20 protein-coding genes are annotated in these 20,661 nt (G+C 45.9%); 18 read left to right on the top strand and 2 right to left on the bottom strand.

The features are described from left to right. The first annotated feature begins 47 nt into the window (after positions 1-47). Positions 48-1,202 carry a radical SAM family heme chaperone HemW gene (hemW, locus tag QZV24_RS06785; RefSeq protein WP_294521952.1) on the top strand — a complete coding sequence of 385 codons (1,155 nt, stop codon included), beginning with the start codon at positions 48-50 and terminating at the stop codon, positions 1,200-1,202. A gap of 81 nt (positions 1,203-1,283) precedes the next feature. Here hemW and QZV24_RS06780 read toward each other — a convergent pair whose 3' ends face one another. Beyond that, positions 1,284-1,547 (bottom strand): methyl-accepting chemotaxis protein, encoded by a 264-nt coding sequence (locus tag QZV24_RS06780; protein ID WP_294521980.1) that lies wholly within the window; start codon positions 1,545-1,547, stop codon positions 1,284-1,286. Between the two features lie 178 nt (positions 1,548-1,725). On the opposite strand from QZV24_RS06780, the gene hrcA reads away from it, so the two are divergent. The 11 genes from hrcA to nifJ all read left to right on the top strand — a co-directional run bounded on the left by hrcA (position 1,726) and on the right by nifJ (position 15,124). Continuing rightward, complete coding sequence (hrcA, locus tag QZV24_RS06775) at positions 1,726-2,751, top strand: heat-inducible transcriptional repressor HrcA (RefSeq protein WP_294521949.1); 1,026 nt, start codon at positions 1,726-1,728, stop codon at positions 2,749-2,751. A gap of 25 nt (positions 2,752-2,776) precedes the next feature. Next, a complete protein-coding gene (gene grpE, locus QZV24_RS06770) occupies positions 2,777-3,367 on the top strand; it encodes a nucleotide exchange factor GrpE (protein WP_294521946.1) in 591 nt (196 codons plus the stop codon). Between the two features lie 32 nt (positions 3,368-3,399). Next, positions 3,400-5,250, top strand: coding sequence for a molecular chaperone DnaK (gene dnaK / locus QZV24_RS06765; protein ID WP_294521944.1), 1,851 nt, complete (start codon positions 3,400-3,402; stop codon positions 5,248-5,250). Positions 5,251-5,345: 95 nt separating this feature from the next. After that, complete coding sequence (dnaJ, locus tag QZV24_RS06760; RefSeq protein ID WP_294521940.1) at positions 5,346-6,500, top strand: molecular chaperone DnaJ; 1,155 nt, start codon at positions 5,346-5,348, stop codon at positions 6,498-6,500. A gap of 64 nt (positions 6,501-6,564) precedes the next feature. Next, on the top strand, positions 6,565-7,500 hold the full coding sequence (gene prmA, locus QZV24_RS06755) for a 50S ribosomal protein L11 methyltransferase (RefSeq protein WP_294521934.1): 936 nt from the start codon (positions 6,565-6,567) through the stop codon (positions 7,498-7,500). Between the two features lie 2 nt (positions 7,501-7,502). Continuing rightward, positions 7,503-8,246 carry a 16S rRNA (uracil(1498)-N(3))-methyltransferase gene (locus tag QZV24_RS06750; RefSeq protein ID WP_294521931.1) on the top strand — a complete coding sequence of 248 codons (744 nt, stop codon included), beginning with the start codon at positions 7,503-7,505 and terminating at the stop codon, positions 8,244-8,246. Beyond that, a complete protein-coding gene (gene mtaB / locus QZV24_RS06745) occupies positions 8,246-9,547 on the top strand; it encodes a tRNA (N(6)-L-threonylcarbamoyladenosine(37)-C(2))-methylthiotransferase MtaB (protein WP_294521928.1) in 1,302 nt (433 codons plus the stop codon). Before QZV24_RS06750 ends, mtaB begins: the two co-directional genes overlap by 1 nt. A gap of 135 nt (positions 9,548-9,682) precedes the next feature. Then, entirely contained in the window at positions 9,683-10,030 is a 348-nt protein-coding gene (locus tag QZV24_RS06740) for a histidine triad nucleotide-binding protein (RefSeq protein ID WP_290654968.1), read from the top strand. A 109-nt stretch (positions 10,031-10,139) separates the two neighbouring features. Beyond that, entirely contained in the window at positions 10,140-10,322 is a 183-nt protein-coding gene (gene rpsU, locus QZV24_RS06735) for a 30S ribosomal protein S21 (RefSeq protein WP_027397292.1), read from the top strand. 235 nt (positions 10,323-10,557) lie between these two features. After that, positions 10,558-11,265: a hypothetical protein gene (locus QZV24_RS06730; protein WP_294521922.1), complete on the top strand. Its 708-nt coding sequence runs from the start codon at positions 10,558-10,560 to the stop codon at positions 11,263-11,265. 340 nt (positions 11,266-11,605) lie between these two features. Beyond that, on the top strand, positions 11,606-15,124 hold the full coding sequence (nifJ, locus tag QZV24_RS06725; protein WP_294521919.1) for a pyruvate:ferredoxin (flavodoxin) oxidoreductase: 3,519 nt from the start codon (positions 11,606-11,608) through the stop codon (positions 15,122-15,124). A 57-nt stretch (positions 15,125-15,181) separates the two neighbouring features. On the opposite strand, the gene QZV24_RS06720 is transcribed toward nifJ, so the two are convergent. Next, entirely contained in the window at positions 15,182-15,379 is a 198-nt protein-coding gene (locus QZV24_RS06720; protein WP_290654971.1) for a DUF1858 domain-containing protein, read from the bottom strand. 149 nt (positions 15,380-15,528) lie between these two features. Here QZV24_RS06720 and QZV24_RS06715 point away from each other — a divergent pair, with 149 nt between their 5' ends. The 6 genes from QZV24_RS06715 to QZV24_RS06690 form a co-directional block, all read left to right on the top strand. Beyond that, entirely contained in the window at positions 15,529-16,362 is an 834-nt protein-coding gene (locus QZV24_RS06715; protein ID WP_294521914.1) for a polysaccharide deacetylase family protein, read from the top strand. Positions 16,363-16,494: 132 nt separating this feature from the next. Continuing rightward, a complete protein-coding gene (gene mraZ, locus QZV24_RS06710; RefSeq protein WP_290654973.1) occupies positions 16,495-16,926 on the top strand; it encodes a division/cell wall cluster transcriptional repressor MraZ in 432 nt (143 codons plus the stop codon). Positions 16,927-16,934: 8 nt separating this feature from the next. Further along, a complete protein-coding gene (gene rsmH / locus QZV24_RS06705) occupies positions 16,935-17,879 on the top strand; it encodes a 16S rRNA (cytosine(1402)-N(4))-methyltransferase RsmH (RefSeq protein WP_294521909.1) in 945 nt (314 codons plus the stop codon). A 33-nt stretch (positions 17,880-17,912) separates the two neighbouring features. Then, positions 17,913-18,284: a cell division protein FtsL gene (locus QZV24_RS06700; protein ID WP_294521906.1), complete on the top strand. Its 372-nt coding sequence runs from the start codon at positions 17,913-17,915 to the stop codon at positions 18,282-18,284. Positions 18,285-18,453: 169 nt separating this feature from the next. After that, positions 18,454-19,638 (top strand): hypothetical protein, encoded by a 1,185-nt coding sequence (locus QZV24_RS06695; RefSeq protein WP_294521902.1) that lies wholly within the window; start codon positions 18,454-18,456, stop codon positions 19,636-19,638. Between the two features lie 23 nt (positions 19,639-19,661). Next, the coding region (locus QZV24_RS06690; RefSeq protein ID WP_294521900.1) for a hypothetical protein at positions 19,662-20,661 on the top strand (1,000 nt) is incomplete at its 3' end.

Genomic DNA, 20,661 nt, shown 5'->3' with positions numbered 1-20,661 from the left:
AATGGTGGTTGTCCTACGACAACCACTTTTAATTTGAGGTGCAAGTGATGGAATCTAATTTTGGCATATATATTCATATTCCTTTTTGCAAACAGAAATGCTTCTATTGCGATTTTCCATCCTTTGCGGGACGGGAGCGGCTTATTGATAGTTATTTGGCGGAACTTTCCCGGGAAATGGAATTGACAGCCCTGAAATACGGTCAAGACGGCAAAATGGCGCCTTATACGGTGTATATCGGCGGCGGTACGCCCAGCTTGCTGGATACGGCCCAGCTGGCCAGATTGTTTTCGGCCGCAAATGAGCATATCCGTTTTGACCAGGTGGCTGAATTTACCATTGAGGCCAATCCTGGCACCCTTACAAAAGACAAGCTGCGTTTGATGAAGGCATCTGGGGTGAACCGGATTAGTATCGGCGTGCAAAGCTTTGATGATAACTGCCTGAAGAAAATTGGGCGAATTCATCGGGCAGGGGACGCAATAGAATGTATTAAATTGGCCCAAAGCCTTGGCTTTTATAATATAAGTCTGGATTTAATGTATGGCCTGCCGGGACAGAATATGGATACGCTTAAGCAATCCATTGAACAGGCTATAGCCTTGCAGGTGCAGCATATATCCGTTTATGGCTTGCAACTGGAAGATGGGACGGTTTTTGCCCGTCAGCAGGCTATGGGTAAATTGCAGCTACCCACTGATGAGCTGGTGGAAAACATGTACGACTATATTGCGGCGACATTGCCGGCTGGTGGCTATAACCGGTATGAGATTTCCAATTATGCTTTGTCGGGCTATGAAAGCAAGCATAACAGCCTATACTGGCAGGATGTACCATATTTGGGGTTTGGCGCAGGGGCCCACGCCTATTGGCAGGTGAATCGATATGAAAATCCCACCAATATCGATGCCTATATGGCGATGGTAAGGCGGGGGGAGATTTTATCAAATATCGAGGAAAAAGTGGATGAAAAAGCCCATATGGAGGAATTTTGCTTTCTGGGGCTGCGGATGACCAAGGGAATTGATAAGGAAAAATTTAGGGAAACATTCAATAAGGACATTTATGCGGTTTTCGGTGATGGCATAAAAGAAATGCTGGACAAGGGCTTTTTGCAGGAAAAAGATGGAGCATTGTCTTTAACGACAATAGGTATGAAATATGGCAATATTGTATTTGGTGCATTTATAACGGGTGAGTAGATGCTTCATATCATCTAAAAACTCCCCATAGACATCGTTTAATATGTCTATGGGGAGTTTTATTCTGTCTAAATGGAGTGTTTACTCTTCATTTATAATTGATGTGGCATCGTTGGAAACCTGCTGACATTGTGTTGCAACCTGCTGGGTTGTTTCGGAAATATGCTGAATAACATCGTTGATGACCTGTACTTTTTCCCGTACCTGCTTTGATATATCGGTCATTCCACTTACTTCCTTGGCAACTAACTGCTGGCTCTTTTGAGTTTCCTGCACTGTTTCATTGGATTCTTGCGCCAGCTTGCGAACTTCCTCTGCTACTACCGCGAAACCGCGTCCATGTATTGCTTATTAGACAGTTGGATAAAAAAATCCTGCCATATTTCGGACCAATTATGAAGATTTATATATATAAAAGTCAAATATTTTATATTGACTTATTGACTTTTTGTTTTTATGTGGTATAGTTTGTATAGAAGTTAGCACTCAGTGAAGTGGAGTGCTAACAACAGGAGGCTAAAATATGATTGATGAGAGAAAGCAGCATATACTGCAAGCCGTCATTCAGGATTATATAGCGTCAGCTGAACCAGTTGGTTCACGAACTTTAGCCCGCAAGTATGATTTGGGAGTAAGTCCTGCTACTATCCGCAATGAGATGGCGGATTTGGAAATGTTGGGCTATCTGGAGCATATCCACACTTCCTCTGGCCGGATTCCTTCATCCAAAGGATACAGGCTGTATGTGGATTCGCTTTTGCCGGTTCAGCCAATGACTGACCAGGAAAAGGCCGTGATAGATAAATGGTATAAGACTAAGGTTCAGCGCATTGATCAGGTGTTTCAGGAAACGGCCAAGTTGATTTCCAAAATGACCAAGAATGTGTCCCTGGTACTGGCCCCCCAGATTTCCAAGGCGGCGTTCCGCTGTATGCAGTTTTTGCCTCTGGACGATCATCGGGTTATAGCGGTACTGATGACTGATGCCGGATTTGTGGAAAACCGTATTATGGAAATGCCGGATGGGTCAACCTTTGAGGATTTCCAGCGGATGGCCAAGGTAGCAAATGGACATCTGGCTGGGCATACTTTGGAAAAGATTCACACCAAGAGCCTGAAACAGATTGAAGCCGTCATTGGTGACAGTGGCCTCTATAATTCCGCCCTTGATTTAATCAGCAACGCCCTTACTTCGGACCGGAAGGAAAGGCTGTATCTGGGGGGGACCACGGAGCTTATGGCACAGCCGGAGTTCCATGATGTAAACAAGGTTAAGGAAATTCTGCTGATGCTGGAGGAAGACCAGCTGATGAAGGATATTATCCGGTCGCATTTGGGGGACGGCTTGACCGTTTCTATTGGACAGGAAAATGAGTATAGCGGCATCAAGGATTGCAGTATTATTACTGCTACTTACCATCTGGATGGCGAGCTGCTGGGTTCCCTGGCGGTGCTTGGGCCAACCAGAATGGAGTATGGCCGGACCATGTCGCTGTTAAATTATATGAACCAAAATCTCAATGAAGTCGTAAAACGGCTGAATTGGTAGAACAATAAAGAGGTGAAAAACTGGAATGCCTTTTGATAAAGACAAGCTGAAAAAAAAGGATGAAGAACGATTAGAGGAAATGCAGAGGGAGATTGATGAACATGAGAAATCTTCTGATGAAATTGAAGATAACCCAGCCGATGCGGTTGTAGAGGATGCGCCTGAGGAAAAGGATGAGCTGGAGGTCCTGAAGGAAAAGGTGGCCGAGGATGAGGAAAGATACAAGCGCCTTCAGGCTGACTTTGAAAACTTCCGTCGCCGGACCCGTCAGGAAAAAGAGGAGTTGTCTTCCCTGGTGGTGCAGAACTTCATTACAGAGTTGTTGCCAATGGTTGATAACTTCGAACGGGCACTTAGCGCTGAGGCTAAAGATGTAGCTTCCTTCCAGCAGGGAGTAGAAATGATTTTTGGCCAAATGATGGATGTGCTGAAAAATCGTGGCTTAGAACCGATTGTAACTCAGGATGCCAAGTTTGATCCGAATTTCCATCAGGCTGTGATGCGGGTGGAGAATCCGGAGCTGGAGGATGACACCATAGCGGCAGAGCTGCAAAAGGGCTACATGGTAAAGGGCAAGGTTATTCGCCCGGCCATGGTGCAGGTTGTATCTAATTAAATTTGTTTGTAACTTTAAGGAGGAAATAAATTATGTCTAAGATTATTGGTATTGATTTGGGAACTACAAATTCCGTTGTATCCGTTATGGAAGGTGGCGAGCCTACAGTTATCACCAACCCTGAGGGCAGCCGCATCACTCCATCTGTTGTTGGTTTCACTAAGACCGGTGAGCGTCTGGTAGGTCAGTTGGCCAAGCGCCAGGCTGTTTCCAACCCGGATCGTACAATCGCTTCCATTAAGCGTCACATGGGTGAGAAGAACTACACCGTTACTGTAGATGGTAAAAGCTATACTCCACCAGAGATTTCTGCAATGGTTCTCCAGAAGCTGAAGGCTGATGCTGAGGCTTATTTGGGGGAGACCGTTTCTCAGGCGGTAATAACTGTTCCGGCTTACTTCAATGATAGCCAGCGTCAGGCTACCAAGGATGCCGGTCAGATTGCCGGATTGGATGTTCTCCGTATCATCAATGAGCCTACTGCAGCTGCATTGGCTTATGGTATTGATAAGGATGAGTCCCACACCGTATTGGTATTTGACTTGGGCGGCGGTACCTTCGATGTATCTATTCTGGATATTGATGGTGGTATGTTTGAGGTTCGGGCTACCAATGGTGATACCCATCTGGGCGGCGATGACTTTGACCAGGCGGTTATGAATTGGATTGTTGAGGAATTCAAGAAAGAAAATGGCATTGATTTGTCTGCTGATAAGATGAGTGCCCAGCGAGTAATCGAGGCCGCTGAAAAGGCTAAGATTGAGCTGTCCAGCATGATGTCCACCAATATCAACCTGCCATTTATCACAGCTGATGCATCCGGTCCTAAGCATTTGGATCTGACCCTTACCCGGGCCAAGTTTGATGAACTGACTGCTGATTTGGTAGAGCGTACTATGATTCCTACCCGCAAGGCTATGGAAGATGCAGGCCTGTCCGGCAGTGATATTGATAAAATTTTGCTGGTTGGTGGTTCTTCCCGTATTCCAGCTGTTCAGGAAGCTATAAGAAAGTATTTGGGCAAGGAGCCACATCGCGGCATTAACCCAGATGAATGTGTATCTGTTGGTGCAGCTATTCAGGGCGGCGTTCTCTCCGGTGATTATGATGAGAAGGGCGTTGTACTGTTGGATGTAACTCCGCTTTCCCTGGGTATCGAAACCTTGGGTGGGGTCTGCACCAAGATAATTGAGCGCAACACTACTATCCCTACTTCCAAGAGCCAGGTGTTCTCTACTGCCGCTGATAACCAGCCATCCGTTGAGATTCATGTTCTGCAGGGCGAGCGTGAAATGGCAGCCGGCAACAAGACTTTGGGCCGGTTCAACCTTACTGATATTCCACCAGCACCACGGGGAATCCCTCAGATTGAAGTTAAATTTGATATTGACTCCAACGGTATCGTGCATGTATCTGCCAAGGATTTGGGTACCGGCAAGTCCCAGAATATTACCATTCAGTCTGACAGCGGCATGAGCAAGGAAGATATTGACCGTATGGTTAAGGAAGCTGAGGCTCACGCAGCTGAGGATAAGAAGCAGAAGGAAAAGATCGAAATCCGCAACAATGCTGATTCCATGGTATACCAGGCAGAGAAGGTTGTTAAGGAAATGGGCGATAAGGCTGATGCTGCCCAGGTTGAGAAGGTTAAGGCCGGCATTGAAAAGGTCAAGGAAGCGCTGAAGGGCGAGGATAACGACGCTATCAAGAAGGCCACCGAGGAACTTCAGCAGCCACTGTACGAAATCAGTGCAGCAGCATATCAGGCTGCCCAGCAGGCTCAGCAGGCCCAGGGTGGTCAGACTGATGCCGGGGCTCAGAAGGCAGCTAATGATGATAATGTAGTTGACGCTGATTTTACTGAGGTAAAAGAGGATAAATAATACTTGATGGTATGTATTGAGTGTTTGAGGTAATGTAGAATATGGGCTGCTGCCGAAGAAAGGTGGCAGCCCATACTTGAGATAAGGTGAATTTTATGAGCGAAAAGCGAGATTATTATGAAGTCCTGGGTATCCAAAAGGGTGCATCAGAGGCTGAAATAAAAAAAGCATATCGCAAGATGGCTATCAAGTATCATCCGGATCGGAACCGGGATAACAAAGAAGAGGCCGAGGCCAAGATGAAAGAGATCAACGAGGCCTACGATGTTCTTAAAGACCCACAGAAAAAGGCTCAGTATGACCAGTTTGGTCACGCTGCGTTTGAAGGCCCGGGCGGCGGTGGTGCCGGCGGTGGCTTTGGTGGTTTTGGTGGCTTCGGCGGCTTTGGCGGCGGTGGCTTTGATGATATTTTTGAAACATTCTTTGGCGGTGGCGGACGCCGTTCCCGTCGTCCAGGTCCGGAACAGGGTGCTGATTTGCGCTATGATTTGGAAATTACCTTTGAGGAAGCTGCTTTTGGCAAGGAAGTGGAGCTTAATATTCCACGGACGGAGAACTGTGAAACCTGTAAGGGAACCGGCGCGGCCAAGGGAACTTCCCCGGAGGAATGCCCACAGTGTCACGGTACGGGACAGGTGCAGACGGTTCGCAATACTCCGTTGGGCCGTATGATGAGTACTTCGACCTGTAACCGGTGCAATGGTACCGGCAAAATTGTTAAGACCCCATGCAAGGATTGTGGTGGCAAGGGCCAGAAGAAGGTCAACCGCAAGATTAAGGTCAATATTCCGGCTGGTATTGATGAAGGTCAGCGCATCAGAGTGGCTGGTGGTGGTCAGGCTGGTATTCGGGGCGGTGCCAATGGTGATTTGTATGTATATATCTTCATCAAACGGCATGAGCTGTTTTCCCGTGAGGGAGCCGATGTGCTTTGCGAAGTGCCGATTTCCTTTGTTCAGGCTGCTTTGGGGGATACCATCGAGGTTCCGACTATCCATGGCAAGGTGGAGATGAAGATTGCCCCTGGTATTCAGTCCGGCACAATTATGCGACTGCGGGGCAAGGGTATACCGGTATTGCGTCGGGAAGGCTCCTTTGGGGACCAGCATGTGCGGATAAAGGTCCTTACACCGCAAAAGCTGTCGGATAAACAGAAGGAGCTGCTGAGGGAGTTTGGCGAAATCAGTGGCAAAAAGGTTAATCCGGAGCAGGATACCTTCTTCAATAAGGTAAAGAAAATGTTCAAATAAATGGTAGCTTTTACCCTGGATGTAGCAATATGTCCGGGGTATTCGTGTTAAGGAGCGGATAAAGATGAAATGGTGTGAAGTAAGTATTCAGACCACCCATGAGGCCACAGAGCTTATCTCGGAAATATTTACGGATTTGGGTGCTTCCGGGGTTGTTATTGAGGACCCGGAGCTGATAAATGATTATATTACCTCCGGTAAGTGGGACTATACGGATATTCCTATCGCCACAGAAACTGAAGTGGTAACCGTAAAGGCCTATTTGCCGGTAAACGGTGAGCTGGAGGGACGGCTGCAGACCTTCAACAATGAGGTGCGATTGTTAGGCGAACGAGGCGTCAGCACAGTTCCCGGGATTATTTCCACAAACGAGCTGGAGGATGAGGACTGGTCCGATACCTGGAAAAAATATTTTCATACGGAAAAACCAGGGGACAGAATAGTTATCAAACCAACTTGGGAGAAATATACAGCCAAGGATAATGAAATTGTGGTGGAGCTGGACCCAGGGGCAGCCTTTGGCACCGGCACCCATGCCACAACCTCTATGTGCATCAAGGAACTGGAGCAGCTGGTACAGCCGGGAATGACGGTGTTTGATATTGGTACCGGTTCCGGTATTTTATCCATTATTGCAGCTAAGCTGGGTGCGGCAAGCATTCGGGCTGTGGATTATGATGATTCTGTTCTGAAGATTGTTCAGGAAAATATTGAGCAAAACCATGTGGAAGATAAAATTTCTGTTGGCCAAAGTGACTTAATGAAGAATGTGCAGGGCAAGGCCAATCTGGTAATCGCCAATATTGTTGCTGACATTATAATCCGCCTTTTTGACCAGCTGGATGACCATCTGGAGGAGGATGGTACCTTGCTTACCAGCGGGATTATTGAAGATCGGATTGATGATGTGATAAATGCTGCTGCGGCTCATGGCTACGGCGTGGTAAAACGCAATGAAAGCAAGGGCTGGGCGTGTATCACCTTTAAAAAGCAGGCTTGATAATGAGACGAATTTTTATATCTGACTTATTAAAAGAAAAAATAACAATAACCGGCCCGGATGCCCATCATCTGGCCCATGTGATGCGGAGCAGGGTGGGGGACCATATCGTGGTGGCTGATGACGAAGGCAAGGTGGGGGAGTATGTGATGACTGCTTTCACTGATGACAGCGTTTCGTTGGAATTAGTCGGGTATTTGGCTGAAAATACCGAGTCGCCGGTGGAAATTATTTTGGCCCAATGCTTGCCCAAAGGTGATAAAATGGAATTTATCACCCAAAAAGCCACCGAATTAGGTGTTAATTCGATTATACCGTTGACCAGTGATAACTGTGTGGTGCGATATGACGAGAAAAAAGCCCGGGCAAAGCAGGAAAAGTGGCAAAAAATTGCCAATGAAGCCGGAAAGCAATGTGGTCGTTGTCTGCTGCCCAAGGTTGAGCCGATAACACCATTGAAAGACTGGCTTAAGAAAATGGCCGATGCAGATGTGTCCCTGTGCATGTGCTATGAAAACGAGGAACAAATTGGTATTAAGGCATTTATGGCACAACAGGACTGCCAAAGCTTTGCGGTGGTGATTGGTCCGGAAGGGGGCTTTTCCCTGGACGAGGTGGCGTATGCCAAAGCTTTGGGCATTCCATCAGTAAGTTTAGGCACACGGATTTTGCGGGCAGAAACAGCGGCTATTGCGGCTGTAACTATTATTCAGTATGAAGCCGGTGACTTAGGAGGTAGAATTTAATGTCAACTGTGGCCTTTATTACGCTTGGCTGCAAGGTAAATCAATTTGAAACTGAAACCATGGAAGGGCTGTTTAAAAAACAGGGCTATGAGCTGGTGCCAGCCACTGAACAGGCGGATGTATATGTTATAAATACCTGCTCGGTTACCAGCTTTGGTGACAAAAAATCCCGGCAGCTTATCCGACGGGTGCGCAGACTCAACGAAAAAGCTATTATTGCCGTAACGGGTTGCTATTCGCAGGCGGCTCCTGAGCAGGTGAAAGCCATTGAAGGGGTGCGGGTAGTATTGGGAACTAAAGACCGGGCCCATATAGTTGATTATGTGGAACGGGCAATGGCTACAGATGGTATCATTGATAGAGTGGATGATATAATGCAGGCCAGGGAGTTTGAAGATATTCCCCTGTATGAAATGCCGGCTCGTACCCGGGCTTTTTTGAAAATACAGGAGGGCTGTACCAATTTTTGCAGCTATTGCATAATTCCGTTTACCAGGGGGCCGTTGCGGTCCCGACAGCTGGCCAGTGTTCGGGCTGAAGCCCAAAAGCTGGTGGATAATGGTTTTAAAGAAATCGTGTTGACAGGAATTCATTTGGGAGCCTATGGCAAAGATTTTAAGGATGGTACCTCCCTTTATGATGCTGCGAAGGCAATTCTCGATTTGCCGGGACTAAGACGGTTGCGGCTTAGTTCACTGGAATCTATTGAGTTGTCCGATGAACTCCTGGAACTCATCAAAAGCCATCCAAAATTTAGCCATCATCTGCATTTGCCATTGCAGGCCGGTTCAGATGAGGTGTTGAAGAAAATGAATCGCCATTATAACCGGGATGAGTTTACTGCTTTGGTGGAAAATGTGCGGAGCAAGGTGCCCGGGGTAGCAATTTCCACTGATATTATTGTGGGTTTTCCCGGGGAGACGGAGGAAATGTTTGCCGAAAGCCTCGATTATATCAGAAAACTTGGTTTTGCCAGGGTGCATGTTTTCCCATATTCACCCAGAACGGGCACTCCAGCAGCCAAAATGCCGGACCAAATCAGTGAACCGATAAAGAAAGAACGGGTTCATCGATTACAGCAGTTGGCTGAGGAAATGGCCAATGATTTCCATAAGCACTATCTTGGTACTGTGCAGGAGGTTCTTTTTGAAACCAATGAACATGGCCTTACGGACGGACTGACTGATACTTATATTCGGGTTTATACTGATGATGAGGTGAAAACCGGTGAAATATATAAGGTTAAGCTGGAGAAATTGTATAAAGACGGTGTATATGGCAAGCTCATTGGACACTTATGATGTGGCCGCACGCCCTTATACACCCGCTAAGCTTTCGCTGCGCCTTTTGGCTTGTGTTAGCTAAGTGTTTATAGTAAAATAAACAGGTACGAGTAAGTCATATTTTATAGGCATATGCAGAAGGAGGTGTACCAAATGGCAGATTGTATTTTTTGTAAGATTGCAAACAAGGAAATCCCATCCACAGCTGTTTTTGAGGATGAGCAGGTTATCGCTTTCAAGGATTTGGAGCCTCAGGCACCGGTGCATGTGCTGGTTATTCCGAAGAAACACATTGTAAGCGTAGGAGCCCTGCAGGCTGAGGATAAGGATGTGGTTTCCCATATTCTCTGTGATGTCATTCCAAAGATTGCTAAGGAACAGGGCATAGCTGAAAAGGGCTTCCGGGTTGTGGCCAATACCGGGGCTGAAGGCGGCCAAACGGTAAATCATTTGCATTTTCATGTATTGGGCGGACGGTCCATGCAGTGGCCTCCGGGCTGATGCCAGCGCTTCATCCGATACATATTGACACAGCGGATTGTTTCGTGTATAATAATCGGGTGTAGTTGTGAAATACACTCCCAAGATAATTGGAGGGGGGGAAAAATAGATGGCAAACGAGATTAAGGTTGGCAAGAACGAGAGCATTGACAGTGCGCTCCGCAGATTTAAGCGTATGAGCCAGAAAGCTGGTACCATCGCTGAGGTTAGAAAGCGTGAGCATTATGAGAAGCCTAGTGTTCGCCGTAAGAAGAAGTCTGAGGCTGCTCGTAAGCGCAAGTTCAGAGCTTAATAAAAGCAAAATAGCATTGAATTAAAAGGGTATGTGATTGAACGAATTATCATTCTTTCACATACCTTTTTGTGTGCAGTAGAATTTTCCGCAAGAATTAAAATAAAATTATAAAATTTCTTACGGCATTAAAGTTCAATTAAATTAAGGCCTGAAGTATTGCGAAGGAACAAAAGGTCGTGCTATAGTCTAGATAGAAAAAACGGGATTAACAAGTAAAGGCAGGGGAAATAAAATGAAAAAGAAGTTGGCGGTAGCGATTATTATGGCAGTCAGCTTGAATTTAGGGCTGGGGCAAATCGCAGAAAATGAATTTACCACAGGGATGGGATTTACCAGCAAGGCAGAAGCATTTAATATTTTGAGCCTCTTTGTACCTTCGGAACGGGATATGAGGCAGTCCTACAAGGAAATGATAGCTTATTATATGGCCGGGTTTGAGCTTAGCAGCCGGGCGGCGGCAGTGTCCAATGAGCTGCTGAATGACTACGGTGTTCAGGCTGAGCTGGTGAATGTGAATGCTATCAATGCTTCGTCCGCCGGATATGATTCTGCGGTGGATATGGTAATGCGGAAAGGCAATTCAGGCATAACGGTAAAAATGCCGGAAATAGATGCAGAACGATTTTTTGCAATGGTACCGGCGGATGACAGCCGGTTGGCTGATGCCAAAAAACTGGTAATGCTGAAGGACGAGTGCTTTAGCCGTGGACGGGAAATTGCTACAATGCTGGCCCTGCAGACACTTGTCAGTGATAAAAAGGGTGAGAAGTTAGGTGTGCTGGTGGGCAGTGCCCTGGCTTTAAGCGAATGGAAATCCAGTGTGGACAGCCAGTCAAGCGGAAGCTACAAGCATTTTGAAAAATCATTAAAGGATATGAACAAGGTGGAAGTGGATAAAAAGAAAATCAAGAAGGTGGCCGATCGCCTGCGCAAGGGCTAAGCCTTTTGAACCCAATAATATTACCAATATTCGGAGATGCTGTTGCCGGCATCTCCGTTTTTAGTGCTTGTAGCAGAAAAATTTGTATGATGAATACACTGATAAAAGCTGAAATAAATTTCATTTTTAAATTTATATTTATTCAGTTGTTAGAAAATTCCAATATATTTGCTTTTGTTTTACAAAAGCATAAGGGAGTTGTATAATGAATTTGTATAATAATACATACAATTTATTATAGTTTAGAATATGTTGGAATATCCTCCCACTCCACTGGCGAGGGTCCAACATTATATAATAAGGGTACAAATTGTATTTTTGAGAGGAGCGTTTATCAGACATGAGCAAAAAAATGAAGACTATGGATGGTAACACAGCTGCGGCATATGTTTCTTATGCCTTTACTGATGTAGCTGCGATTTATCCAATCACACCATCCTCACCAATGGCTGAACATGTTGATGAGATGGCTGCAAAAGGGGTAAAGAATCTGTTTGGCCAAAAGGTTCGCATTGTGGAGATGGAATCTGAGGCTGGTGCTGCCGGTGCGGTACACGGTTCTTTGCAGGCTGGTGCATTGACCACTACTTATACAGCATCCCAGGGGTTGCTGTTGATGATTCCAAATATGTATAAGATTTCCGGCGAAATGCTGCCGGGGGTATTCCATGTTTCTGCCCGTGCGCTGGCAACTTCTTCCCTGAACATTTTTGGTGATCACCAGGATGTTATGGCAGCTCGTCAGACTGGTATGGCAATGCTGGCTGAATCCTCGGTTCAGGAGGTTATGGATTTGGCAGCGGTAGCTCATTTGGTAGCTATCAAGGGCCATATTCCTTTCTTGAATTTCTTTGATGGCTTCCGTACCTCGCATGAAATTCAGAAAATTGAATTGGTAGATTATGAGGATTTGGGCAAGATCCTGGATTGGGATGCAGTGAACGAGTTCCGGCACAATGCTCTTAATCCGGATCATCCATGCATTCGTGGTACTGCCCAGAACGATGATATATATTTCCAGGGCCGTGAGGCAGTAAACAAGGCTTATGATGCCCTGCCTGAGCTTGTGGAAGAAGCTATGGGACAGATGGCCAAAATTACTGGTCGCGAGCATCATATTTTTGATTACTATGGTGCCCAGGATGCTGAGCGTGTAGTTGTAGCTATTGGTTCTATTAACCAGACTCTGCGGGAGTGCGTTGATTATCTCAATAAGAAAGGGGAAAAGGTTGGAGCAGTTGCTGTTCACCTGTTCCGTCCATTCTCAGTTGAACATTTCCTTAAGGCTATTCCTGTTACAGCAAAGAAGATTGCTACTTTGGATCGCACTAAGGAGCCGGGCGCATTGGGAGAGCCATTGTATCAGGATGTTCGTACAGCATTTTATGCCAGCGACCGTCATCCACTGATTGTGGGTGGTCGTTATGGTCTTGGTGGTAAGGATGTTTCTCCTACTCAGGTATTGGGTGTGTTTGAGGAACTGAAGAAGGATGCCCCAAAGAACGGCTTTACCATTGGTATCGTTGATGATTTGTCCAACACCTCCCTTGACCTTTATCCGGAGCATGTCAACCTCACCCCGGAAGGGACTACTGCCTGCAAGTTCTGGGGCCTTGGTTCTGATGGTACGGTTGGTGCTAACAAATCTGCAATCAAGATTATCGGTGATAAGACTGATTTGTATGCACAGGCATATTTTGCGTATGACTCCAAGAAATCCGGCGGTATTACCATGTCCCACCTGCGGTTTGGTAAGTTGCCGATTGCGTCTCCGTATCTGATTGATAATGCTGACTTCATTTCCTGTTCTCAGCAGTCTTATGTAAATAAATATGATTTGCTGGCTGGCTTAAAGCCAGGTGGTACCTTCCTGCTTAATACTCTGTGGTCTGATGAGGAATTAAGCAAGGAATTGCCAGCTTCTATGAAGCGGTATATAGCCAAAAACAATATTAAATTCTATACTGTTAATGCGGTGAAGATAGCTCAGGAATTAGGCTTGGGTGGCCGTTTCAATATGGTAATGCAGTCTGCTTTCTTCAAGCTGGCTGATATTATTCCACTTCAGAAAGCCGTTGGTTATTTGAAGGATGCTATCGTTACCTCTTATGGTAAAAAAGGTCAGAATATTGTTGATATGAATAATGGGGCCGTAGATGCCGGTATTGATGCCCTGCATCTGGTAAATGTTCCGGCAGACTGGGCTGATGCTGAGGATGAGGCCAAGACTGTAAATGCGGAGGTTCCAGCCTATGTTAAGGAAATTCTGGAGCCGGTAAATCGTCAGGAAGGCAATAAGATAACCGTAGCTCAGATGAAGGCTCATGCCGATGGCACATTCCCATCCGGTACGGCGGCTTATGAGAAACGCGGTATTGCCATCAATGTACCAGAATGGGATGTTTCCAAGTGCATCGAGTGTAACCAGTGTGCATTTGTTTGTCCGCATGCAGCAATTCGTCCTATTCTCACTTCTGATGAGGAAAGAGATGCTGCTCCGGCAGGCTTTACTTCCAAACCAGCCCTTGGCACCAAGGGACTGAACTTCACCATGGCCATTTCCACTTTGGATTGTTCCGGATGCGGAAACTGTGCCCAGGTGTGCCCGGCTAAGGAGAAGGCTTTGACCATGAAGCCGATTGCTACCCAGATGGACAAGCAGGCTGTGTTTGATTATGGCGTTAAGGTTAAGCCGAAGACCAATCCAATGAAGAAGACTACTGTGAAGGGGTCCCAGTTTGAGACGCCTTGTCTGGAGTTCTCCGGGGCATGTGCCGGCTGCGGCGAAACCCCTTATGCAAAGCTTATCACCCAGCTTTTCGGTGGCCGGATGATGGTTTCCAATGCAACAGGCTGTTCTTCCATTTGGGGTGCTTCTGCTCCAGCAATGCCGTACACCAAGAATGCTTGGGGTCATGGTCCGGCTTGGGCAAATTCCCTCTTCGAGGACAATGCTGAGTATGGTCTGGGAATGTTCCTGGGTGTAAAGGCAGTTCGTGAGGCTTTGGCATCTGATGTTACCGCTGCTCTGGAAGCTGGTGTTTCCTCTGCTCTTCAGGAGGCAATGGTAGATTGGAAGGATAATATGAATGTGGGTGAAGGTACCCGTGAACGGGCCCTGAATCTTATTGGTGCTCTGGAAGCCGGTAAGGGGGACAACCCACTTTTGAATAAGATTTATGATAACCGTGATTTCCTTGTGAAGCGTTCCCAGTGGATTTTCGGCGGCGACGGCTGGGCTTATGATATCGGTTACGGCGGTCTGGACCATGTACTGGCATCCGGTGAGGATGTAAATGTCTTTGTATTTGATACAGAGGTATATTCCAACACTGGCGGTCAGGCATCCAAGGCAACCCCTACTGCAGCTATTGCTCAATTTGCAGCAACTGGTAAGAAGACCAAGAAGAAGGATTTGGGTATGATGGCAATGACCTACGGTTATGTATATGTGGCTCAGGTTAATATGGGCGCAGACAAGAACCAGGTGCTGAAGGCTATCACTGAAGCTGAGGCTTATCCAGGACCATCCCTTATTATTGGTTATGCACCTTGTATCAACCATGGTATCAAGATTGGTATGGGTAAGTCCCAGATGGAAGCTGCCCGGGCTGTTGAGTGCGGCTATTGGGTAAATTACCGCTACAATCCATCCTTGGCCGGTACTGACAAGAATCCGTTCAGCCTGGATTCCAAGGAACCGGATTTCGGTAAGTTCAGGGATTATCTTATGGGCGAGGTTCGTTACAACTCCTTGCAGAGGGCGTTCCCAGATGCGGCTGAGGCTCTCTTCGAAAAGACCCAGAAGGATGCCGAGGGCCGGTATGCAGGCTATAAGCGTTTGGCTGGAAAAGAATAAGAGATAATAAAAAATCCTTCGCCGCAATTTGCGGTGAAGGATTTTTTGTTGTTTAAATTACTGTGGAACAACCTTGTTGAGACCCTCAATCAGAGCATCAACATCAATGCCATGTGCGGAAGCACCCTGCTCAATGTTTTCGTAGTGAGCTGCGGCACAACCAATGCAACCCATACCGGATTCCATAAATACAGGAACGGTATCAGGATACTTGGTAACAACTTCCATAATGGACATATCTTTTGTAATAGCCATATATAAACAACCTCCTAATAAAAGCTAATTTTAGTAGCTCATTTCGACCCCACGATTATATCATAAATAATAAACGAATTCATTAAAAAGATGTTTTTTGACAAAAATAATTGTATAATACTAGTTGTAATTTTTTTTCGGAGGAAAAAATGGAACAATTCAAGGAGTATGTCAAGAAATATAAAATATATATAGCTGTCGGAGTTATGCTGCTGGTACTTATTGCCATAGTCAGTCAAAATAATCCACAGCCGGTAGAAGAAAAACAGGTGGTAAATAGTGGAGATTGTCGGGCGGTTATGGTGTTGAATTATCATAAAGTCGACAGTACCTTCCACTCCTTGTCCATTGCACCGGCAGATTTTGAACGGCAGATGCAGTGGTTGCAGCAGCACGGTTATCATTCCATTACTCCGGAGCAACTGTATGATTTTGTCACCACCGGAGAAGCCTTGCCGGATAATCCAATATTGATTACCTTTGATGACGGGTATGTGGATAATTACAGTAATGCTTATCCTATAATGAAGAAATATGGCTTTGTGGGTACGATTTTTGTTGTCACCACTTTTTTGGACAAGTACCCGAATTACTTGACTTGGGATCAAGCCAAGGAACTGGAAGCCAATGGATTCTCAATTGAATCCCACACCGCTACCCATAAATCTATGACAGAGGCTAGCGATGCCCAGATTGTTGAAGAGCTGACCCAGTCCAAGGCCACTCTGAAAGAGAAGCTGGGGAAGGATGTTAATTTTGTGGCCTATCCCACCGGAACTTACAATCTGCATATTGCTCAGTTGGTCAAGAATGCCGGTTATAAGGCTGCCTTTACCATAAAATTTGATACGGTAAACCGTAACAGCAATATATACGCCCTGGAACGGGTGCCGATTTTTCATACGGCAAATACCAACAAGGATTTTTTGGAACGGATACAGTATCTTCCTTTGATCAGTAAGGATGGCTGGGTAAAAAAATAGCATAAAAACTGCGAAAAATAAGGCTCTTAGCGGGCCTTATTTTTTATGTGAGGAAAATTCATATTTTTTTCATAAAAAGTGGAAAAAAGTGGGGGATTGTGGTAGAATTATCTCACGAGGTGGTGATGAAGTGTGTTAATGGGCGAATATATGCATTCTATAGATGCAAAGGGCCGTGTTATTTTACCGGCAGATTTTCGCGCGGAATTAGGAGATACCTTCATCGTTACCAAGGGTTTGGATGGTTGTTTGTTTATCTACGCTCAGTCTGAATGGGATCAGCTTTCAGAAAAGCTTCGTCAACTACCTTTAGCTAAAACTGAAGCTCGTGCCTTTGTCCGCTTCTTCTTTGCGGGAGCCCGTCAGGTTGAATTGGATAAGCAGGGAAGATTTCTGGTTCCTGCCACACTGCGCCAGCATGCATCCCTGCAAAAGGATGTTGTATTGATTGGCGTTTCCAGCCGGATTGAAGTATGGAGCAAGGAAGAGTGGCTCAAGTACAATGAAGACATTAACCCAGCAGTTTCTGCCATTGCAGAAACCCTGGCGGATTTGGGAATATGAGGTTGTAAATGAGCGGGGATTTTCATCATATAAGTGTGATGCCGGAAGAAACAGTGAACGGAATAATAACTGATTTATCCGGGATATATGTTGATTGTACCCTTGGTGGTGCAGGCCATTCCAAAATGATTGCCGACAGGCTGGAAAAAGATGGTCGTCTTATTGGCATAGACCAGGATTTATCGGCTATTGCAGCAGCTACAGAGCGACTCGCCGACTGCAAATGTCGAGTGGATATAGTCAATGATAATTTTTCCAATCTGGAAAATATTCTCGTTGGTCAGGATGCCGATAAGGTTGATGGTATTCTCTTTGATTTGGGAGTTTCTTCCCATCAGCTGGATACAGCTGATCGTGGGTTTTCCTATATGCAGGATGCTCCCTTGGATATGCGGATGAACCAGCAGACTGATTTTTCTGCATATGATGTCATCAACAGCTATGATCTGGAAGAACTATGCCGCATTTTTAAAGAATACGGTGAGGAAAGATGGTATAAACGGATTGCCCAGTTTATTGTGGAGGCCCGTCGGACCGAGCCAATAAAAACAACGGGTGAGCTGGTAGATATTATAAAAAAAGCAGTTCCTGCTGCTGTGAGAAATGCCAAGGGAGGACATCCTGCCAAGCGGATTTTTCAGGCAGTGAGAATAGAGGTAAATAATGAGCTTGGAATTCTGGAAAATTCCTTCCGGACAGCCGTAAAACATTTGAAGCCAGGTGGCAGAATAGGCATTATAACATTTCATTCATTAGAAGACCGAATTGCCAAAAATGTTTTGAAGGAAATGTCCAGCCGGTGCATTTGTCCCCCTTCCCTGCCAATTTGTGTGTGCAACCATAAGCCGGAGGTCAAATTGCTGGTCAAAGGTGCGGTGGCATCCCACGATGAATTGGAGCGGAATTCCCGGGCCAAGAGTGCAAAGCTCAGAATTGCCGAAAAATTGGGTTAACCAATAAATCAAGCACGGAAGGGAGGAAAGTGTGTGCTTGCGAGGCAACTAAGTGAAGAGGAATATTATGACCTTCCACAGGAAGAACAACGGGTTATTCGCCGCAAGATTGTCCGGCGGCATGCACAGAATAATCCTAAACGGAAGAAGGCGCTGATTGTATTTTTGACAGCAACATTGTTGTATGGAGCGGTTTTGCTGATGAGCAGTGTACTGCACAGTGAGGTTTACGAGCTGGGCAATATTCAGAGTGAAGCCAGAACACTTGAGAAAGCTAACGAGACCCTGCGTGTTGAAAATGCAAAAATGAAGTCTCATATCCGCATCAGGGACATAGCTGTGAAGCAGTTGGGGATGACTGTTCCACAGGAGACATACTTTGCGGTTGAGCAGAAAAAACAGTAAAAGAGTTATCGCTATGGCAGGTGATAACTCTTTTATTTTGGAAATTTTTCTAATTATTTTTTAATTACCCTTTAATTGCATTATAGGGCTAGGAAACTATATTATGTATAACGAAGCGATAGAAAAATAGGGAGAAGCGAAAGCAATAGGGAATTATGGAGGGATTGGTGTGGTGAGATGGTTGAGAATACTGATGGCTGTGAGCTTGGCCATGATGCTATCCATGGGCTCGGCCCTGGCGGCTAAACCGGTGGTTTATCTCCAGCCAATCTGTACATACGATAATTCCATAAATAATATCCATCTGGATGAAGCTGACCGAAGACAGCTGGACAGTATGATAAAGGCCAAACTACATAAAATGGCCAGTGACGATGATTTGCCATATGAGCTGCGGGAGATAACATCCGTCGGGCACCACAGCTCGGATGAGCATCTGGTGGAGGAAGACAAAATATTTTTGTATCCGACAGTTATGGTCAGTGCCTCAATTGATACGGCCAATAACAATACCATGGATACAGCATATACTTCCACCGTAATCGCAGGAATATCGCTGGTGTTCTGTATGCCGGAGGAAAACCTGGATATAAACCGGGTGGGCAGTGAAGGTAATACAGTAAGCCTACGGCTGTTGGGGATAGTTCCTATGGCTGAGGCCGAAACAATTGGTATACCAACATATGACAGTCAAAAAAATGTTTGGCGAAACCTTCGTAAGGAACCAATTTCCCACGAGGAAAAGGAACGAAAAGTTGTTTCTATGGTGAGACAAATGTTGAAGGAAGATATAAGTTTTTCCAACATCAGGTCAAATCTTAGAGATGATAAAGCCAAGCTGGGGATGGAAACCTATCAGGTAGTGAATGTAGGGATGACATCCCAGATAGCCCAGGATATGTTCCCGGGGCGGGAGGCAGAGGAATTGAAGTTTTTGGTAGGGTATTGCTATACTGCTGCGTATCAGAAGAAAACCAAACGGGTTGTTTACCCACCGGCCGTGGGCAGCAACGCTCTGACTGACAAGATGGTGGATGCAGCGTATAAAATCAGTTTGGACAGTATAAACGGCCGGGTAGATGTGGCGATGTCCAATCCGAAGCATCCAATAAAGCTGAATATTTCCGGTATGGCCAGTGATACCGTGGAGTCCGGTGATGATATATACACTTTTCTTCACAAAGTCTGGCTGGCGAAAAGCCCGGTGGAAGGTGAAGAAAAGGCTGAACTGAGCCGGCTGAGCGAACGGACAGTGAAGCTGCCGCCCGGGACCAGTACCGATTATGATGATAAAATGATTTACAGTGCCCTGCTGATGGGCCTGGCACAGGAGCTGGGCAGTCAGAAAAGCTAGTTGAAGGAAATGGGATGATAGGAATGATGAGATTTACAAGTAAAAAATGGGTTATTCCTATATTGATAGCTGGAGTTATTTCTCTGGGAGGCATGACTGTTGCACCGGGAATTGGCTATGCTGAGGTGGTAGAAGGTATGGCGGTATTTGATGGGGACACGGAAAAAGCCCGACAAAGTGCTTTGCGGGAGGCTATGCGAGCCCTGTTGGAGACCAAGGTGGGAATGTATGTAAGGAGCAACACCGATGTTGATATGGGTGTGGTAGTGGCCGATAAGATTTCTGCCAGATCTACCGGCTATGTGAAAATAAAATCAATAATTTCGGAAGGAATACAGGGTGGTATATATGTAGTCACAGCTGACTTGGAAGCGGATGACACTAATATTGAAACCAAGTACAAGGATGATGTGGCCAAAGCTATGGCGGCCGCCCTGGAACCTAGAGTAGCCAATGTAGCAGTTGTGGGTTATGGTATTGATGGTCAGGTGCAGCGTGATGAACGGGCTGTCAATATAGTGGGGCAATATCTCAGTGATATGGGAATTCAAACCGTGGTAAATGATAATGTAGCCCGGTTATTGGCCCACAACCCAAATCCATTGCCAGCGGATTTGCGCCAGCTGGCCCGCAATGATAATGACAATAATGCCAACTCGGTTCTGTCAGGAACCCTGCGTGATATCAGCGTTAGCAGAGATTCCGGTGGGTATTATCGGGGGGAGGTAGAAGGTAGCTTCTCTTTGGTAGGTATTCAAAATGGATATGCCCAGAATTATGTGGAGCGATTTACCGGAGTAGGTAAGACAGCGGAAGCGGCCTTATTCAATGCCAGGAAAGCGGCAGCCGCCCAGGCTACCGAACAGCTTGCCCGCTCAGCTTTAAAGACTATGCAGTTTGAAAACCGGGGCGGAGTAAATAATCTCAATACTACAGTGGAAATCTATGGGATGAGTGATAGAGCTGTTCAAAGTACTTTGTTCAACAGCCTACTGGAAGGAGCCAATTGCCGGATTACCCGTG

Origin of the sequence: uncultured Anaerovibrio sp. (assembly GCA_902786545.1) — a bacterium.
In the GTDB taxonomy this organism is placed as follows: domain Bacteria; phylum Bacillota; class Negativicutes; order Selenomonadales; family Selenomonadaceae; genus Anaerovibrio.
The sequence above is the reverse complement of the archived record's forward strand: the minus strand, read 5'-3'. Positions and strand labels throughout refer to the sequence as shown.

Excerpts from the sequence above, each read along its gene's own strand:
- mtaB (WP_294521928.1), top strand. The coding sequence starts at position 8,246 with ATGTCAACTGTGGCCTTTATTACGCTTGGCTGCAAGGTAAATCAATTT.
- hrcA (WP_294521949.1), top strand. The coding sequence starts at position 1,726 with ATGATTGATGAGAGAAAGCAGCATATACTGCAAGCCGTCATTCAGGAT.
- QZV24_RS06750 (WP_294521931.1), top strand. The coding sequence starts at position 7,503 with ATGAGACGAATTTTTATATCTGACTTATTAAAAGAAAAAATAACAATA.
- grpE (WP_294521946.1), top strand. The coding sequence starts at position 2,777 with ATGCCTTTTGATAAAGACAAGCTGAAAAAAAAGGATGAAGAACGATTA.
- rpsU (WP_027397292.1), top strand. The coding sequence starts at position 10,140 with ATGGCAAACGAGATTAAGGTTGGCAAGAACGAGAGCATTGACAGTGCG.
- prmA (WP_294521934.1), top strand. The coding sequence starts at position 6,565 with ATGAAATGGTGTGAAGTAAGTATTCAGACCACCCATGAGGCCACAGAG.
- QZV24_RS06715 (WP_294521914.1), top strand. The coding sequence starts at position 15,529 with ATGGAACAATTCAAGGAGTATGTCAAGAAATATAAAATATATATAGCT.
- QZV24_RS06740 (WP_290654968.1), top strand. The coding sequence starts at position 9,683 with ATGGCAGATTGTATTTTTTGTAAGATTGCAAACAAGGAAATCCCATCC.
- hemW (WP_294521952.1), top strand. The coding sequence starts at position 48 with ATGGAATCTAATTTTGGCATATATATTCATATTCCTTTTTGCAAACAG.
- QZV24_RS06730 (WP_294521922.1), top strand. The coding sequence starts at position 10,558 with ATGAAAAAGAAGTTGGCGGTAGCGATTATTATGGCAGTCAGCTTGAAT.
- dnaK (WP_294521944.1), top strand. The coding sequence starts at position 3,400 with ATGTCTAAGATTATTGGTATTGATTTGGGAACTACAAATTCCGTTGTA.
- dnaJ (WP_294521940.1), top strand. The coding sequence starts at position 5,346 with ATGAGCGAAAAGCGAGATTATTATGAAGTCCTGGGTATCCAAAAGGGT.
- rsmH (WP_294521909.1), top strand. The coding sequence starts at position 16,935 with ATGAGCGGGGATTTTCATCATATAAGTGTGATGCCGGAAGAAACAGTG.
- nifJ (WP_294521919.1), top strand. The coding sequence starts at position 11,606 with ATGAGCAAAAAAATGAAGACTATGGATGGTAACACAGCTGCGGCATAT.
- QZV24_RS06720 (WP_290654971.1), bottom strand. The coding sequence starts at position 15,379 with ATGGCTATTACAAAAGATATGTCCATTATGGAAGTTGTTACCAAGTAT.